The sequence below is a fragment of the Methylobacter sp. S3L5C genome, from assembly GCF_022788635.1.
Classification (GTDB): domain Bacteria; phylum Pseudomonadota; class Gammaproteobacteria; order Methylococcales; family Methylomonadaceae; genus Methylobacter_C.
In genome coordinates this window covers 3,387,402-3,404,215 of sequence record NZ_CP076024.1, presented here as the reverse complement: position 1 = coordinate 3,404,215, position 16,814 = coordinate 3,387,402, and the positions used below count along the sequence as shown (strand labels likewise).

Sequence of the window (16,814 nt, the reverse complement as noted above, 5' to 3'; positions counted from 1 at the left end):
GATGAAATTTCCTTTAATGCGTAACAACATCCTGCGCGAAGACCTTGACGCAGTGATAGAACATTTAAAGCAGGACGATCCTATCCTGACCCACGGAGCCAATGTAAGAGCCTTCGAAGCAGAATGGTCAGAATGGCTTGGCGTTAAATACAGCGTATTTGTCAACTCAGGTGCATCCGCAAACCTTTTGACCTTGGCTGTACTCAAGATTCGTTACCCGGAAGGTGGTGAAGTCATTACGCCACCGTTGGGATGGGTTTCTGATGTCGCATCCGTATTGCAAAACGGTTTTACTCCGGTATTTGCAGATATTAACCCAGCGACTCTGGCGATGGACACAGCCCTGATTTTGAGCAAAATTACCGATAAAACTCGGGCGGTATTACTGACGCATGTACAAGGTTTTGATGGGTTGACTGACGAACTGATCAATGAACTCAAACGTCGCAATATCCCGCTGATTGAGGATGTCTGTGAATCCCACGGCGCTACCCATAACGGCACACGTCTGGGTAGCATAAGCTGGATATCAAATTTTTCGTATTACTACGCACACCACATGAGCACCATCGAAGGGGGCATGGTTTGCACCAATGATCCTGAAGTCTACCAGCAGGTTCGTATGTTACGCTCCCATGGTATGGTGCGAGAGGCTAACGACAATGTTTTACGCGACCGTTACCCGAATGAAAACCCTGAGCTAAACCCTGACTTTATTTTTGCCTACGCTGGCTATAACGTCCGTAATACCGAGATTGGCGGCATCATGGGCCGCAGTCAACTTAAACGTCTGGACAAAATAGTGACACGTCGTACTGAAAACCTGTTGCGTTTTTTAAAGCAAATCGATCCGTCAAAATACCGCACTGACTTTAAGCTGGAAGGCTCCAGCAACTATGCCTTCAATCTTATATTGAAGCACCCGGATGATGAACTGATCCAACGATTAATGCAGAAAATGCGCGAATCTGGTATCGAATTTCGGAGAGGCAGTGCTGGTGGTGGTAATCAAATTCGTCAACCTTATTTGAAAGGCATTGTACCCAACGCGCATCATCTTGATTTTCCGGAAACCGAGCATGTTCATTTCTATGGCTTTTACATTGGTAACTTTCCGGACTTGAAAAATGAAGAAGTAGATGAACTCTGTGCAATTATAAATTCGGCATAAGAAAGTGGCAGTAACCTCCGCTATTATACTTGCCGGTGGTTTGGGTACGCGTTTACGCAGTGTCGTACCGGACTTGCCCAAGCCAATGGCGCCGATAAGTGGGCGACCGTTTCTTGAGCATCAGATCGACTACTGGATTAAACAAGGTGTCAGTCATTTTGTACTGTCTGTTGGCTATCGCCATGAGATTATTATTGACCATTTTGGCAATCGTTATAAGGATGCCGAGCTTGATTATGTCATTGAGAAAACCCCACTCGGTACCGGCGGTGGACTATTGTTGGCGACTGAAAAAGTGAGTAAAAACAAGCCTTTTTTACTACTGAATGGCGATACTTATTTTGCTGTGGATTTAAAACTATTAAATGAGTTCTCCTTGGCAAATAACGCAGATTGGTGCTTTTCTTTATTTCGTACCCATGAAGAAGGTCGATATATGGGGATGGATATTTCGCCGCAAGGGCAAATTACCTCCCTTAAATCAGGCGCTGGTGTAGCGGGGCATTTGGCTAATGGTGGCGTCTATTGGGTTAATCCAAAGGCTTTACTTAATAAAAAGTTTACGCCAGGCGACAAGCTATCTCTGGAGGATGATTTCTTGGTGGCGGCCATGGACTTGGGGCAGAATTTACTAGGCGTTGAGTTTTCAGGCACCTTTATCGATATTGGCGTACCGGATGATTATCATCGCGCACCCACCTTACTGGCTTAGTAAAAAAGGAAGGCTATTGAATACAATTGCACGATTAAAGAAGAACCTGGAAGCCTCTATACAAGCCAAACAACAGTTGTTTGCCGATGAAGCGTGTCTTGAGGTATTTTCCAAAGCAATAGAAATCATCATCGACCGTTATAAACAAGGTGGACGTCTCTATATTGCAGGTAACGGCGGCTCAGCTGCTGATGCACAGCATTTGGCCGCCGAGTTTGTCTGTCGCTTGGCTCACGACAGAGCGCCATTACCCGCTGAAGCACTTAACGTAGATTCCTCTATACTAACTTCTATTGGCAACGACTACGGCTTTGACGTGATATTTTCCAGGCAACTGGCGGGCAAAGCTACAGGAAAAGATATATTTTTAGGTATAACCACTTCAGGTCAATCGCCCAATATACTTAAAGCACTGGAGCAATGCCGCATTATGAATATACCGAGTATTATTTTTTGTGGGCACGATGGGGGGCAAGCAAAGGCAATGGCCGACTATTCAATTATTGCTCCAGGAATAGCCACAAGCACCATTCAGGAGCTGCACATCATATTAGCCCACACGCTCTGTGAATGCATTGAAGTGGCAATGTTTGGCAAATAATCTTTTAAAATAAAAATAAGGACACACAATGAGTTACAACATACTTGTCACGGGCGGAGCCGGTTATCTGGGTTCCACAATGGTTCCTGATTTACTTAATGCAGGCCACAAAGTAACGGTGCTAGACAATTTCATGTTCAAGCAAACCAGCCTTAATCATGTTTGTAATAATCCTAATTTTTCGGTTGTTAAGGGAGATATTCGCATTGAAAGCGTAATGGCTCCCTTACTTAAAAAAGCGGACATTGTTATTCCACTGGCAGCTTTGGTCGGCGCACCTTTGTGTAACCTTGACCCTATAGGCGCAACAACGATTAACCACGACGCCATTACCCTGATGATAAAACTGCTGTCCAAAGAGCAAATTGTTTTGATGCCGACAACAAATAGCGCTTACGGCACCGGTGACGAAAACAATTTCTGCACCGAAGAGTCCCCCCTGCGGCCTATTTCTCAGTACGCCATAGAAAAAGTAGGTATTGAAAAAGAACTGATGCAGCGCGAAAACGCCATCAGTTTCCGACTTGCCACTGTGTTTGGTATGTCACCACGCATGCGGATTGATCTGCTCGTAAATGACTTTACCTACCGTGCCGTTAACGATCGCTTCGTCGTGCTGTTTGAGAGCTATTTTAAACGCAACTACGTGCATGTGCGTGATGTTTCTCGTGCTTTTCAGCACGCCATAGGCAACTTTGACACTATGAAAGGACAGATTTATAACGTCGGACTTTCTGAGGCAAACGTATCAAAAAAAGAACTCTGCGAAACCATTCAGAAGCAAATACCGGACTTTCTTTTTATTGATGCGCCAATAGGTAAAGATCCAGATCAGCGCAACTACATAGTATCGAACGAAAAAATTGAAGCAACCGGTTATAAAACTTCGATGTCGCTAGATACAGGCATTGCAGAGTTGATCAAAGGCTACACCATGATCAAAAACACACAATACGGCAACGTTTAATTAACGCTCCCAATGATAAAACCCAACTTATCGGCTAATCCTATAAATGCGAATAGTGATCCAGAGATTAACGTTCTCTCACGAACTCGTGTTTTTGAAAACACCGTTTTCTCTGTATTCGCAGACCACATTGTTGATAAAAACGGGCATCAGGTAGAGCGTTATTTGAGTGTAGTACCCAACTGTCTTTTGGAGGGTGCAATTGCGGGTGTTGCCGTACTGCCAATCATCGAAGATAAGGTTGGGTTGATCCGGATATTCAGGCATCCGCTGGGCAAAGAGTCATGGGAGGCTATCAAAGGGCATGTTGAGCCGGACGAGGATGTCAGGTTTTCTGCGCTACGTGAACTACAAGAAGAAGCCGGCTTTTTGGTAACAGCCGAAGAGCTTATTGATCTTGGTGCCGTTTCGCCTGAGGCGGGTGTAATCAAAGCCCGCACCCGCCTTTTTACGGTAATAGTGACTGGAAAGATTGCGAGTGTGGTGGATGGCGAACTTGGACACGGAGAATTGGCATTTTATAACACAGAAGAAATTGATAATCTTATTGCCAACGGTGAGATTGAAGATGCCAGTACGTTGGTGATTTTGTTGAAGCAACAATTCAAGCAGAGTGAATTGAAAAGGTCGGAGCGGAAAAATGAAATTAGGAAGTAGATTTAATGGATAGCCGTCTATTTATCTATACTGGTAACCATGGTAAACAGGATGGTATCGAGGACTATTTGACGCTATGTAAAAATGTGTTTGGTTCCAGGGGTTTTCAAGTTGAGGTGTCAACTACGCTACACATCAATTCGACCAACATCATTATCGACGAATTTACTAATTATATCGAAAATAAAAGCATAGCAGCGTTTAGTAAGGACAGTCCCAATAACCGATGTATTTACCTATTAACAGAGTTTAAAGAACGGAAGTACGGAATTGAGTCGCTCAATCACTTTGGCGGATTATTTGATTCTGCCATTATTGCTTTGATTAATGTTTACTTACGTAAATCACGCGACGATTTTCCCTCATTACGATTTCGTGATTACGTGGCTTTGTTGTTGTATAGCCCTATTTTATTTATATATTTTTTGTTTTCTGTCACAAATTATATTGCGCTTAATTTTCTCAGAAAGAAGGTATCAAACCCGCTAGCTAAGTTCCTACTCAAGCAGCATAAGTTGATTTACTTTCACATGCGCTATCTGGGGTTAAAAGCGCATCTTAAATACGCCGATGCCGCTATGTCTAGTCATGAGCTTATCATGCCGGGTTATGATGACGAATTGGGAAGTGATGGCAAGGCACTTAAATTTCTGGGCGTTATATACCCGGAGTTTAATAAGCAAAATGTAATAAAGCAGCTAATGATAGATAAAAAACTATTTTTTGAAATTACAGGCACTGTTACCCAGTATCGCAAAAAATGGTTAAAAAAAATTAATTTCCAAATCACACTAAGGGGTTTAAATAATATATTTGGCCGATGCAAAGCCTTACCATTTTCGGTATTGGCTTCAGGTGAAAAAATTGAGCGAGCTGCATTTTCTTTACACCCGCCACAAACACGCAATTGGAAATATTGCAGTTCAATGCGGATTTATCGGGCTTTAGAGATTGATCATAACTTACCTATATTGACCAAGAATTTTGCTCAGAACCCTATTGAAGATGTATGTTTTTTAATGAAAGATTGGAACTCACTCGCCGCGTTTTATGAGTTATTTTTCAACAGAGAGGCAATGATTGGTTTTGTAGAGCCCAAAATAGAAGCTTATAACGAGATTGTTAAACAGCATAATAACGATCTGGTGGAAGCGCTAAAAAAGAGATTAAATATATGTTAAGTAGGCTCTTGAAATTACGTCCATGTACAACATATTTTTATCCATTAATTCAAAAAGAATTAAACATTTGTAATAACCCGAAATGAAGCTGAACACAATTTTATTGAAGGCTTACATGTCACTTTCTAAAATATTTTTTTGAAAAAGAGCATGCAAACGATAGTCTCTTTTGGTCAGAAGTTGCTCGCGTACAGAGTAGCCATTCTTAGTTTGGCGGGTCGCAGTTTTAAAACCCGTTTTGTTGGTACTGGGGGCGGTGTTATCTGGAGTATTGTTCTTCCATTGGCCACCGTATTCTCATACTGGATGGTTTTCTCCTTGGGCTTTAAAGCGAAGGGGCCGAATGGTATACCGTTTGATGTTTACTTCATGACGGCATTTCTGCCATGGAGTTTCTTTACCGAAGCACTTGCGGCATCGACCAACTCCGTAGTCGGCAACCGTCATTTAGTAAAAAAAATGGTGTTTCCTACCGAAACCCTGCCATTGGTAGAGATTATTTCATTGACATTTGGACATCTGATATTACTAACGCTCACTATTGGCTTACTCCTTATCCATGGCATCGTTCCCGGCTGGGGATTGGTCCAGTTAATCTATGCTTATTTCTGTGTAGTAACGCTGACATTAGGATTGGGCTGGCTGTTTGCTGCCGTCAATGTCTTTCATCGTGACTTAGGACAGTTTCTGTCCGTTTTATTGAGTTTCTGGTTTTGGGCAACGCCCATCGTCTGGAGTACTGACATGTTGCCGGAACGCTGGAAGCCGCTTATAAACCTTAATCCTGCCTATCACATAGTGGAAAGTTACCGTGATGCACTGTTATACAACCAACCTGTGTGGCATGACCTTACGCAATTATCATGCTTTTGGGTAGGTACTTTAATTTTTGGTGCCTTTGGTGCCTACGTATTCCGGCGATTAAAACCAGAATTTGCTGACGTAATATGAGCCGGCTATGAGTGAAACTGCAATTATTGTTAAGGGTATCAGTAAGAAGTATCGTTTGTTTGATAACAATCAAGACAGACTAAAAGAGGCGTTACATCCGTTCTCGAAGCACTATCACCGCGAGTTTTGGGCGCTTGATGACGTGAGTTTCGAAATCCCAAAGGGACAGACTGTCGGCATCTTGGGGCGTAACGGTTCCGGAAAGTCAACTCTCTTGCAGATTATCGCCGGTATCATGCAACCGACTAGCGGAGAAGTGATCGTCAACGGTCGTATATCCGCGTTACTCGAACTCGGTGCGGGATTTAATCCAGAATTCACGGGCCGTGAAAATGTGATATTTCAAGCTCAAGTGATGGGTTTTTCCAGCAAGGAAATTGATAAAAAACTTCCTGAAATCGAAAAATTCGCTGATATAGGGGAATTCTTCGATCAGCCTGTGAAAATATACTCTTCAGGAATGTTTGTACGGGTAGCATTTGCTGCTGCTACTAGCATTGATCCAGACATATTAATTATTGACGAGGCATTAGCCGTCGGAGATGCCCGCTTCCAAGAGAGTTGCTACGCAAGGATGCACGAATTTAAGAAATCGGGTAAAACGATCCTCTTTGTTTCTCATAGCGTAGATGCCATCACTGCATTATGTGATTACGCAATATTACTTGAGAAGCATCGGCTGTATGCGGCAGGTGAACCTAAAAATATTGTAGATAAATATCTACAACTCATGTTCGTTACACAGGTCAACAGACTAATGCCTGTGATAGATCATTTGATTTCTGAGGCACCTATAGATTCTGATATAGATCATCTTTTTTGTGCCAAGTCCAATAAAGATGAATGCCTGTTACGGCGTTTTTATAATGACAAAGAAGTAATAGTTGCGAATGGTGGTGCGGCAATAATTGATTACCTAATAATTATTTCAGGAGAAAAAAATAAAACAAATATTGTAGGTGGCGATGAGATTTCTTTATATATTAAAGTGCGCTACGACAGAACAGTTTACGCACCGGTTGTTGGGTTCGAGTTGAAGACATTAGCAGGAATTACGATTTATGGCATTAATACTTTTTTGGCAAAAACCCATGTGGCAACCTCATTAAAAGGTGAAAGCCGTCTTTATCGATTTGATTTTCGGTTACCGTTAAATCATGGTGACTATTTTATTGACCTCGGTGTTGGAGAAATCGATGGTTCACCTGGAGGGATTGTAATGGAAGTGCGGCGATCAATTATTCACTTTACTATAAAGAACCAGAAGGATTATACATTTATGGGGATACTAGATATCTCGGCATCGTTCTTGGAAATTCCATTGGAGAAATCAAATTTGAATGTTTTAGTACATCATGGATTTTGATAAATTTATCGTCGATCGTGACACATACCAAAGCTGCGAAGATAATGTTAAACAAGACATCCTAAGCGATATTTTTAATCCAAATCTGATTCCAGATTTCATGATTATAGGTGCACCGAGATCTGGAACAACGTTTCTTAGCGAAATAATAAAACAGGTATCTAACGCTTTCGTTGCTGAGCATAAGGAACTTAAGTTTTTCTCATCGAATATACTCAACTTCGATTACAGAAGCTATCTGAATCAATTCATAGGAGGAATAGGGCAAGTCAAAGGGGAAGCGACGCCTTCATACGCCAGTTTACCACTTTCTCGGATTCGGCTTATCTACGACATGAATCCCCAGTTGAAGTTAATATACATCCTTCGGGAACCCAGAAAAAGGCTCGCGTCTGATTGGAAACATACTTTTCGTAACCGGGAAAACTGTACAGAAAGTGAGATATTGTCTTATGTGCTGTCAGACGGACCTGTTGTTGCCAGCGATTACGCTGAGAATCTAAGTCGGTGGCTTACAGTTTTTCCAAAAGAACAGTTTCTCATATTGTTTTATGATGACCTGCAAATTGACGTCAATACTTTTCTTGATCGAGTAATGCAATTTTTAGGGCTTTCGGTCAATTTGGATTTATTGCATATTGAGCGTATTAACCATACATGGGAAGACAGTTATATCCAAGAAACTATTGATAGGATATATCCAGCATTGTTTACTCCTCGTATTCGAAAACTTGGTGAATTTTTGAATACAATATTTTTGGATATTGATTTACCTGGTTGGCTTGAATTTGATACGTCCATAAACACTAATAACGTTGCACTTGCATACGATTTATGTGATGACAAATCAATATTTGTTGTTGATGGCTATTACATTTGCGGCTCTAAGCAAATTATCAGGGAGTTCAAGCACCTTAAAGATGTAATAGCCTTTAAACAGCAAGGTGTTGGATATGGATACTATTTGGTAGAGGCGATAAGTTCAGCAATATTAAATAATAATGTCGTCGACAACCGTTTGTACGCACTTTGTCACGGAGATAAACACCATCATGATCTGTTATTACTGAGGGAGTCATACTTTGGTTGGAATATTGTTTTTTATAGAGACAAGTTCTTTAGTGCTCGTGTGGACTTGGGTCACTTTGATTTGCGTACAATATCTTCTGATCAACTCAAGTTGTTCCAACAGCAAGGAGATATAGTAATTTTTAATAGCCTTCAGGACGCACTGATTGCACTGAATAATAAATAGGAGATTATATACTTGAGAGATATAACTAGATTTGCTAAATGTGTACTCAGAGGTAAGGTTTATCTTGGATCAGAATTGGCTGCGTTACAGGGCCCACCTGAACGCCACCTTTTTTTTCGACCCACAGTTGAGCTGGTGTGTGAAATGTTCGAAGGGCCGATTCGCATTCTCGAAATTGGCTCATGGGCAGGAGCTTCAGCAATTACTTGGGTTAAAGCCTTTGTTGCAATGGGTCGAACTGTCACTATCGATTGTGTTGATCAATGGATACCATACTTCGATCTCGCTTGCGAAACGAACGATCATTATCGATTGATGAATGAAGCAGCAGCATCCGAGGATATTTATGCCCTATTTTTACATAATCTTCGTGCTGAAGGCATTTTAGATCAGGTTATTATTAGACGTGGTTCTGCGCAAGATACTTTGCCAAAATTAAACGATAACACGTATCACCTAATTTATATTGACGGTTCCCATCTCTATACAAATGTAATATCAGATATTCGTGAGACTAAGCGATTGATTCTGGAAGGTGGCATTATTTGTGGTGACGATCTTGAAATCCAGGCAAATGAGCTATCATCTCAAGCACTTCTTCAATCATTAGAAACCGGATTGGATTACACGAACTGTGACAGCAGTGGGCATTTCTTCCATCCTGGTGTTACAGCAGCAGTAGCTGAAGAATTAGGCGAGGTATCAGCATGGCAGGGCTATTGGGCTATCCGTTGGGTTTCTGGAATGGCTGAGAAAATTGTGCTTGATTTAGCAGCCGTTAATTTACCTGCACATATACAATGCGCAATTGACGAATCACCTTCTTTGCGACTAATTGAAAATGATGGTAAATTTCGTATCCATGAATTTGGATCAAGATATATTGCTATAGCGATACATCTTGATCCAAAACAAATTTTTGAGTCTGTTTCATTTAACTTTGATATTTCTCCAGTTATTTTTATTGCTGACTCTATTGTCGAACTCAATAAAAAACTAGATACCATTTTAAATCCAGAGGTGACAGTTCCCCTAGTCAATACCCATGATGACACGCCAACTATCATTGGTTCTTACGAGGGCTACAACCTGGTTTCTTTTAAAGGTCAAGTTATTGGAATCCATCAAACTTCTGGCCCGATTGATGTTCGCTTAGGTATGCCTTTGCTTATTGAACAACTGGATCCCGAACGAATTCAAACAGGTACAAATGCAGATGAAGTAATTGTTGGAATTGCGTTACGCAAAAAATTGGTAGAGTCAGAGACCCGACAAGCTCAAAGTAATGCAGATCTACAACAGCGACTTAAAGAAGTTGAGGATCGATTGAAGCATTACGAAGATCAGTTAGAGGCTGAGTCTAATGATACGCCGACTATAATTGGTTCTTATGAGGGTTACAACCTGGTTTCTTTCAAAGACCAAGTTATTGGAATCCCTCAGACTTCTGGCCCGATTAATGTTCGCTTAGGTATGCCTTTGCTTATTGAACAACTGGGTCCCGAACAAATTCAAACAGGTACAAATGCAGATGAAGTAATTGTCGGAATTGCGTTACGAAAAAAGTTGGGAGAGTCAGAGATCCGACAAGCTGAAAGTAATGCAGATTTACAACAGCGACTTAAAAAAGTTGAGGATCGATTGAAGCATTATGAAGATCAGTCAGAGGCTGAGTCTAATGATACGCCGACTATAATTGGTTCTTATGAGGGCTACAACCTGGTTTCTTTTAAAGGCCAAGTTATTGGAATCCATCAAACTTCTGGCCCGATTGATGTTCGCTTAGGTATGCTTTTGCTTCTTGAACAACTGGGCCCCGAACGAATTCTAACTGGTACAAATACAGATGAAGTAATTGTCGGAATTGCGTTACGGAAGAAGTTGGGCGAATCAGAGTCCCGACAAGCTGAAAGTAATGCATCGCTACAGCAGCAAATCAAGGACGCTGAGGATACCCTGAAGCGTTTCGTAGAACAATCAGAAACCCGACAAGCTGAAAGTAATGCATCACTACAGCAACAACTTAAAGAAGTTGAGGATAGTTTGAGGCGTTACGAAGACCAGTCAGAGTCCCGACAATCTGAAAGTAATGCATCGCTACAGCAGCAAGTCAAGGACGCTGAGGATACCCTGAAGCGTTTCGTAGAACAATCAGAAACCCGACAAGCTGAGAGTTCAGTCTTTTTAAGGCAAAAAGTAGAAGAATCTGCTCAACAATTAGCTGTTATATCGCAGAGCATGTTTGGCAAAATAATTTTGACAAAAAAATGGGGGCAACGTGAAAATTAAAGCAGCCATGACATTAAATCCCTCATCAAAACAAGATGATTTGTTTCTTTCAATTATTATACCTAGTCGTAATCGACCGGTTGGTCTGGCTCGATGTCTCAATAGTTTGTATAACACAGTTGCAAATCCGGAAGATATCGAAGTTATTATCGTTGCCGATAGTGATGATCAGGAGACCGCCAACTATCGCCATTCTAAGCTGAATACCAAAATGGTTGTCGTACCAGTTGGACAGTCAATGGGTGCCCTGAACATGGCAGGCTATCAAGTATCCATTGGGGATTATGTAATGCTTCTTAACGATGATGTCCTGGCTGGTACTCAGGGGTGGGATATTAAAATTCGGGCTGTCGCTGATAACTTTCCGGATGGAATTGTTTTAATCCATACCAATGACAAAATATTTGAAGACAAGCTTTGTACTTTTCCCTTAGTCAGTCGCGTTTTTTGTGATTACGCCAATGGCATTTGTCCAGAAGCCTTTCTGCGCTATCGCATAGACGACCACATTTATAATATTTTTGATTTACTGGGAAGTTTGGGGCAACGACGAATCATCTACCTCCCTGATGTTGTGTTCGAACACCTGAATAGAGAGGTTGGAATTAGAGGCCCAGAATCATACAAGCCAAATGAAGAAATCCACAAGCTCGATACCATTCTTTTTGAGGGAATGCAGGAGAAAAGAGCTCATCTGGTTGGCCAATTAATGGGCTACATAATGAGTCGACGTACGCAGGCCAATAACGGAATTTGGCAGCGGCGTGTAGAAGCGTTAACCGATTGGGCAGGACTACGGCAGGCAGAATATGTAAGGCACATGGGAACCGAAGCCAGGCTATCCAGTGCCAATACGCGAGTCACTGTTGGTGTAGTCTCTGCAAACCTAATGTCGCCGATGGCACAACGCTGCATTGATAGCGTCAAACGCTATACAACCAACTTCGATCTTGTTGTGATTGATAACAATGGCGCAGGGAATTTTAATCACTCTCGGGAGATGAATCGGCTGATTGATATGTGTCGGACGGATTACCTTGTATTGATGGACGACGATGTGTTCGTTGAAGAAGATTGGCTTGATGGTCTGCTGAAATGCATAGACGATGAAACTGCCCTGGTAACACCATGCCATAAAAATGCAAAGGGGCAATTCTCATACGCCGGCATCGTAATGAACCCGGATGACTCAGGACATCACACTCACGTTTTTGAGATGCATAACCGACCGGTAGCCGTACAGAGTATTTGCAGTGCAGTCATGCTTTTGGATCTAAACAAAATAGGGCATATTAAAGTTGAGGAGATTTACTCAAAATATTTTCTGGATATTGCCTATGGGTTTGCAGTATGGGAGGCGGGCTACCGGTTAATTTGCACACCTGAAGTTCTTCTTACCCATGTGGGCGGAGGGACTCTGGCGCACAACTCAGAAAGTGCAGGAACAAAGTTTGAACAGCAGCGTGCCATCTTCATTAAAGCTTGGCGGGATACGGGGCGTTGGCAGCGCCTTAAGACAACTATCTGGAATCGTGAACCAACGATTCTTGCCCAATTAGACTTGCAAGAAGAGATTGATACGCTCATTAAGAGTAGCTTGTCAGCGGATGAGCTAAAGCTTAAAGCATTCGCTATTGCAGAAAAACTCAATGCTTATCCCGCGCTTATCGACTACGCCAAGCAACTTGTTATTAATAGTCAACAGTTTATCACTACAACTTCTGACAGCGTAGAATCTGCCCAATTAGCCATATTACTCGAGTGCTTCCCACGGTATTGGGGGGAATGGGTGGTTTACGCTTATCAAAGCAATCTATACGGTTTTCCACAGGATAATCCAGTGTGGAATGTCAATCGTATAAAGGATATCGATGTTGTCTGTTTGTCCGGCGGCAACAACCAGTTGGTATCCCTGTATGAGGTCACTCTTGTTGAGAGTGGATTTCATGGACATAACATTATCAGCTACATGAATAGATTTTGGGGAGCACCACAGAGATTAGGCACGCTAAATATTACAGTGCAAGCCGACCGTGAATTGCCTGGTATTTTGTCTGCAAACACGATTGATGAATTACGAACCCTGATAATGGGCAATATTTCGGGTGCGCTCTTGATTATCGATGATCAATACCAAGAGTCTGTTTTAACCCAGTATGATTGTGGGGCTTTGTTGACAAGAGGGGCTAATAGAGTTGTTCGCTACAACTTTATCAAAAGATTAAAACCAGTTCCTTTAGTAAAACGACTGGCTCGAATTACAGCGAAATCGGCTATTCATATAACTAAAAATACTCCAATAACCAAGCATTTGTTTCGGGCTTTCTGGATCAAGATAGACCAGTCGGACTATTCACGAGAATTGCGAATAGTAAAATTCCTGCGCAATGCTGTAAGACAACAAGCTAACAAGTCCGTCTCCCACCAATCTGATCATGAATACAAAGTCCCGATTCTAATGGCGAAACTCTCGACGGGCGGCGAAACTATCATGGTCGATGAGGATTATCGGAATTTCACGATCTTTCAACGTGATGCATCCTTTTTTGCACGTTCGAGAATACGGGCTAACGATTCTGATGCCGATATATTTTGGGGGCTGTCAGCAGATGAGGTGAAGGCAGCTTTAGAAAAAAAAGATCCCGTAGAATTGTTTTCGAATTTCAAGGGATTCACTATTACGCGGTTCGAGCATACTTACTTCGCCATTCCTATCGCAGAGGTACCTTTTGATTACGACAAGTTTGTAAACAACGAATATAGTGTGTGCCTTAATGCCCACAGCGTCAGTCAATTAAAGATAGAGATAGATCGGCATCAAAAATTAGCACTAGGCGAACAATTGCAGACACTGATTTTCGGTATTACCGATAATGACCAACTGGATCAATTAATCTTATCTGCCAGACCTGGAGAGGTTTTTACTTTACTTGTGGAGAAGCCTACTGCAAAGCCTGACGGCATCAGTAAAATAGTTGTGGCAGGTCAAGCTTTACCTATTCTGGCTGATGCCATTGTGGCTGCTAGCAAAGAAGAGGTAGCCTTACTTCTTAAGGAAAGCGGCTTCGATCAGGTGGTTTTGCCTATCGCGGTGGATGGTGCCTGGTCTCAGAGCGTAATCGAGCAAGCCGCAACACTCCTTGCCAATACTGTAGAAATTTTAACGAATACCGGTCAGCGGCACGCACTCACCGGTGAGAACGCACATAGATTAATCTACAACAAGCATTACCTGACGTGTTTGTTCAATCATCTGCCATTACCCAAGAATCAAACGGTTCTTGAAGTGGGATGTGGTGATGGCCTGGTCTGTGAATACATGGTGAATTTGGGAGCCAAGCAAGTAATCGGCGTTGATGTGATGCAAACCGCTGGCTGCAACTTTCCAGATGCCAGGATTAAATATTTTTGCCGGGATGCACAGAATTTACCTTTCCCGGATGAAAGTTTCGATATGGTTTATTCGATTGCCACCTTCGAACATATTTCTGATCCGCAAGCCGTGTTTGATGAGATCATCCGGTTGGTAAAAGTCGGCGGGTATTTCTATATCCAGGCGGGGCCACTTTATCATTCGCCATTTGGTCATCACATGTTTAACTATTTTGGGGAATATCCCTGGATACATTTGCGTAAGACACCCGACCAGATTCTCCGCTATGCCGAAACTACCGGCGCGGCAGATCGCATTAAAGAAGATATGGCAGTATCAGCTGAAGACTATATCAACTCCATGCTGTCTCGTCGGCACATCAATGGCTTATTATTAGATCAATATGACCTTGATACTTTAAGGGCTCGCCAGGATATTAAGGAAATTTCCTTCTCTATTTCCTATGAAGGGAAAGATCTTTTGACGGCCGATATTATTGCCGAACTGAGTGACTATGATCCAAACTGGTTAGTCCAGCATGGCTTTGAAATAGCTGGTCAGCGAATTCGATAGTTGTATTTTGGCATCGTAGTGCTTTACTAAAGAAAAGTTCGCTGTATACATACAGCGTGCGTCATCCTAGAAAAACAAAGGCAATATATGGAACATTTTAAACTAGTACATCCTGAAATACTTTCAAGCAATGGGCTTTTGCCGTGGCGAACAAGCACAAAGCCAATATCGGAGATCAACCCTATTGGGTCAATGATTTCTGAAGATGAAAGCAGATATTTGTATTGGCTGGTTAAGGAATATTTTACAAATTGTGGCGCAATTGTAGATCTTGGGCCGCTTGCTGGAGGCAGTACTTACTCTTTAGCATTGGGTTTGGATGAGGGAGGGCATAAATCTTCTGAACCAGTTATTCATTCCTATGATTTATGGCAATTTTGGGACGACTGGGGTCGTTTTTTCCCGGGGAAGAGTTTTAGTCATTTAGAGGATATTTCGGGGGTTTTCCTGGAAAACCTTGGTACCTTGAGTAGATTAGTTGTACCGCATAAGGGCAATATTTGCGAAGCAACATGGAATGATAGCCCAATCGAAATTTTGTTTGTGGACGTAGCCAAAAGTCCAGAAACTATGGAACGCATTGTGAACGAGTTCTATCCAGCATTAATTCCTGGTCACTCAATTGTCATTCATCAAGATTTTATTTCTGCAGAATGCCCATGGATTCACGCGATTCAAGAGTCTCTATCGAGTTATTTCGAGTTGGTAGATTCTCCTGATGATAGTAGCGTGTGTTTTCGGCTAATACGTAAAATTCCCAAAGGCGTGCTAGGCAAAAATTTCTACAATTTACTTAGCGTAAACGAAGGAGACGCGCTTATGATTTCTGCTTCAAGCCATTTAAAAGGCTGGTATAAGTTATGTGTTTTGGCGGCTCGAGCGCATTTTCATGTTTTGCGAGGGGATGTCGACCTTGGGTTATCAATACTAGATGAAATTGTACTCAGTCCAGATTACGACGTAAAGATTGATTACGATGTTTTGCTAGTTAAGCATGCAATTGGTTAGTCGGGTATGGATTTTAATCGTTGGTCAACGGATTAGTTAATGCTAGCCAAATTGAGGCAATAATTTTGATTTTTACAACCTTAGTTTCAAGTATGAAGTTCATTGCACTTGGATATTTAAAACCAAGCTTTAATAACATTGGAGATCAACATGAAAATAAGATACTTACTTGCCTCAGCTTTTGTTTTGGTGGCGGCCACAGGTTGTGGTGACTCAAATGATTCCACCAAACTTCTTTGGCCTCGTTCCGCCATAGACATTTCCAGCACAAAAATAAAAGACTACAAAGTCACTGCCAGCTCACAAAAAGATGAGTTAGGGCCACAAGGTCTCTTCGCTTCAGTGCAACCCGGTTGGCATTCGGTCAGTCCGCCACATTATCCGGAGTCTGTGACGCTACTGCATGGGGATCAAAAGAAAATGATCCAGATCCTTTTGCGGCATGTACTTTTTCGCAGCCAGTCTGCCTAAATTTAGTGTTGGTAAGGCTCATGGCGGAACACATGAAAGATGTAAGGCTGATAGCTACATCACAACCAAATAAAAATCCCTAAACATGGACTTAATTACCTGCACGACTAGTAAACAGTAACGGGGTTTTTTCTGAGAAAGTTTCGGTGTCATCAGGCCTCGATAGCTACACTGTGGTTATGCAACCTAAACATTCTGCTCTTCAGAGCCCTTTATTTGGAGTAGGTACTCTAAAGAAG

Annotated in this window: 13 protein-coding genes; all 13 read left to right on the top strand. The window is 42.0% G+C overall.

Annotated elements, in window-relative coordinates; genetic code table 11:
* The first annotated feature begins 1 nt into the window (after window position 1).
* Window positions 2–1,171 (top strand): DegT/DnrJ/EryC1/StrS aminotransferase family protein, encoded by a 1,170-nt coding sequence (locus tag KKZ03_RS15275; RefSeq protein WP_243217666.1) that lies wholly within the window; start codon window positions 2–4, stop codon window positions 1,169–1,171.
* Between the two features lie 4 nt (window positions 1,172–1,175).
* Window positions 1,176–1,883, top strand: a complete 708-nt coding sequence (locus KKZ03_RS15270) for a sugar phosphate nucleotidyltransferase (protein ID WP_243217665.1) — start codon at window positions 1,176–1,178, stop codon at window positions 1,881–1,883.
* Window positions 1,884–1,899: 16 nt separating this feature from the next.
* Window positions 1,900–2,484: an SIS domain-containing protein gene (locus KKZ03_RS15265; protein ID WP_243217664.1), complete on the top strand. Its 585-nt coding sequence runs from the start codon at window positions 1,900–1,902 to the stop codon at window positions 2,482–2,484.
* 28 nt (window positions 2,485–2,512) lie between these two features.
* Window positions 2,513–3,451, top strand: coding sequence for an NAD(P)-dependent oxidoreductase (locus KKZ03_RS15260; protein WP_243217663.1), 939 nt, complete (start codon window positions 2,513–2,515; stop codon window positions 3,449–3,451).
* A gap of 12 nt (window positions 3,452–3,463) precedes the next feature.
* Complete coding sequence (locus tag KKZ03_RS15255; protein ID WP_243217662.1) at window positions 3,464–4,108, top strand: NUDIX hydrolase; 645 nt, start codon at window positions 3,464–3,466, stop codon at window positions 4,106–4,108.
* 116 nt (window positions 4,109–4,224) lie between these two features.
* On the top strand, window positions 4,225–5,289 hold the full coding sequence (locus tag KKZ03_RS15250; RefSeq protein WP_243217661.1) for a hypothetical protein: 1,065 nt from the start codon (window positions 4,225–4,227) through the stop codon (window positions 5,287–5,289).
* A gap of 150 nt (window positions 5,290–5,439) precedes the next feature.
* A complete protein-coding gene (locus KKZ03_RS15245; RefSeq protein ID WP_243217660.1) occupies window positions 5,440–6,240 on the top strand; it encodes an ABC transporter permease in 801 nt (266 codons plus the stop codon).
* Window positions 6,241–6,247: 7 nt separating this feature from the next.
* Window positions 6,248–7,606, top strand: coding sequence for an ABC transporter ATP-binding protein (locus tag KKZ03_RS15240; RefSeq protein ID WP_243217659.1), 1,359 nt, complete (start codon window positions 6,248–6,250; stop codon window positions 7,604–7,606).
* Entirely contained in the window at window positions 7,596–8,861 is a 1,266-nt protein-coding gene (locus KKZ03_RS15235; RefSeq protein ID WP_243217658.1) for a sulfotransferase domain-containing protein, read from the top strand. The genes KKZ03_RS15240 and KKZ03_RS15235 overlap by 11 nt, the downstream gene beginning before the upstream one ends.
* A gap of 12 nt (window positions 8,862–8,873) precedes the next feature.
* A complete protein-coding gene (locus tag KKZ03_RS15230) occupies window positions 8,874–11,150 on the top strand; it encodes a class I SAM-dependent methyltransferase (RefSeq protein ID WP_243217657.1) in 2,277 nt (758 codons plus the stop codon).
* The gene (locus KKZ03_RS15225) at window positions 11,140–15,096 is read left to right on the top strand and encodes a methyltransferase domain-containing protein (protein ID WP_243217656.1); all 3,957 of its coding nucleotides are present in this window, start codon (window positions 11,140–11,142) and stop codon (window positions 15,094–15,096) included. The genes KKZ03_RS15230 and KKZ03_RS15225 overlap by 11 nt, the downstream gene beginning before the upstream one ends.
* A gap of 87 nt (window positions 15,097–15,183) precedes the next feature.
* Window positions 15,184–16,104 (top strand): class I SAM-dependent methyltransferase, encoded by a 921-nt coding sequence (locus KKZ03_RS15220; protein WP_243217655.1) that lies wholly within the window; start codon window positions 15,184–15,186, stop codon window positions 16,102–16,104.
* Between the two features lie 150 nt (window positions 16,105–16,254).
* Window positions 16,255–16,575, top strand: coding sequence for a hypothetical protein (locus tag KKZ03_RS15215; protein ID WP_243217654.1), 321 nt, complete (start codon window positions 16,255–16,257; stop codon window positions 16,573–16,575).
* Window positions 16,576–16,814 lie beyond the last annotated feature (239 nt).

What these genes read in the sequence shown, in the direction of transcription:
- KKZ03_RS15260 (WP_243217663.1), top strand. Translation starts at nt 2,513, where the DNA reads ATGAGTTACAACATACTTGTCACGGGCGGAGCCGGTTATCTGGGTTCC.
- KKZ03_RS15215 (WP_243217654.1), top strand. Translation starts at nt 16,255, where the DNA reads ATGAAAATAAGATACTTACTTGCCTCAGCTTTTGTTTTGGTGGCGGCC.
- KKZ03_RS15255 (WP_243217662.1), top strand. Translation starts at nt 3,464, where the DNA reads ATGATAAAACCCAACTTATCGGCTAATCCTATAAATGCGAATAGTGAT.
- KKZ03_RS15245 (WP_243217660.1), top strand. Translation starts at nt 5,440, where the DNA reads ATGCAAACGATAGTCTCTTTTGGTCAGAAGTTGCTCGCGTACAGAGTA.
- KKZ03_RS15235 (WP_243217658.1), top strand. Translation starts at nt 7,596, where the DNA reads ATGGATTTTGATAAATTTATCGTCGATCGTGACACATACCAAAGCTGC.
- KKZ03_RS15220 (WP_243217655.1), top strand. Translation starts at nt 15,184, where the DNA reads ATGGAACATTTTAAACTAGTACATCCTGAAATACTTTCAAGCAATGGG.
- KKZ03_RS15275 (WP_243217666.1), top strand. Translation starts at nt 2, where the DNA reads ATGAAATTTCCTTTAATGCGTAACAACATCCTGCGCGAAGACCTTGAC.
- KKZ03_RS15240 (WP_243217659.1), top strand. Translation starts at nt 6,248, where the DNA reads ATGAGTGAAACTGCAATTATTGTTAAGGGTATCAGTAAGAAGTATCGT.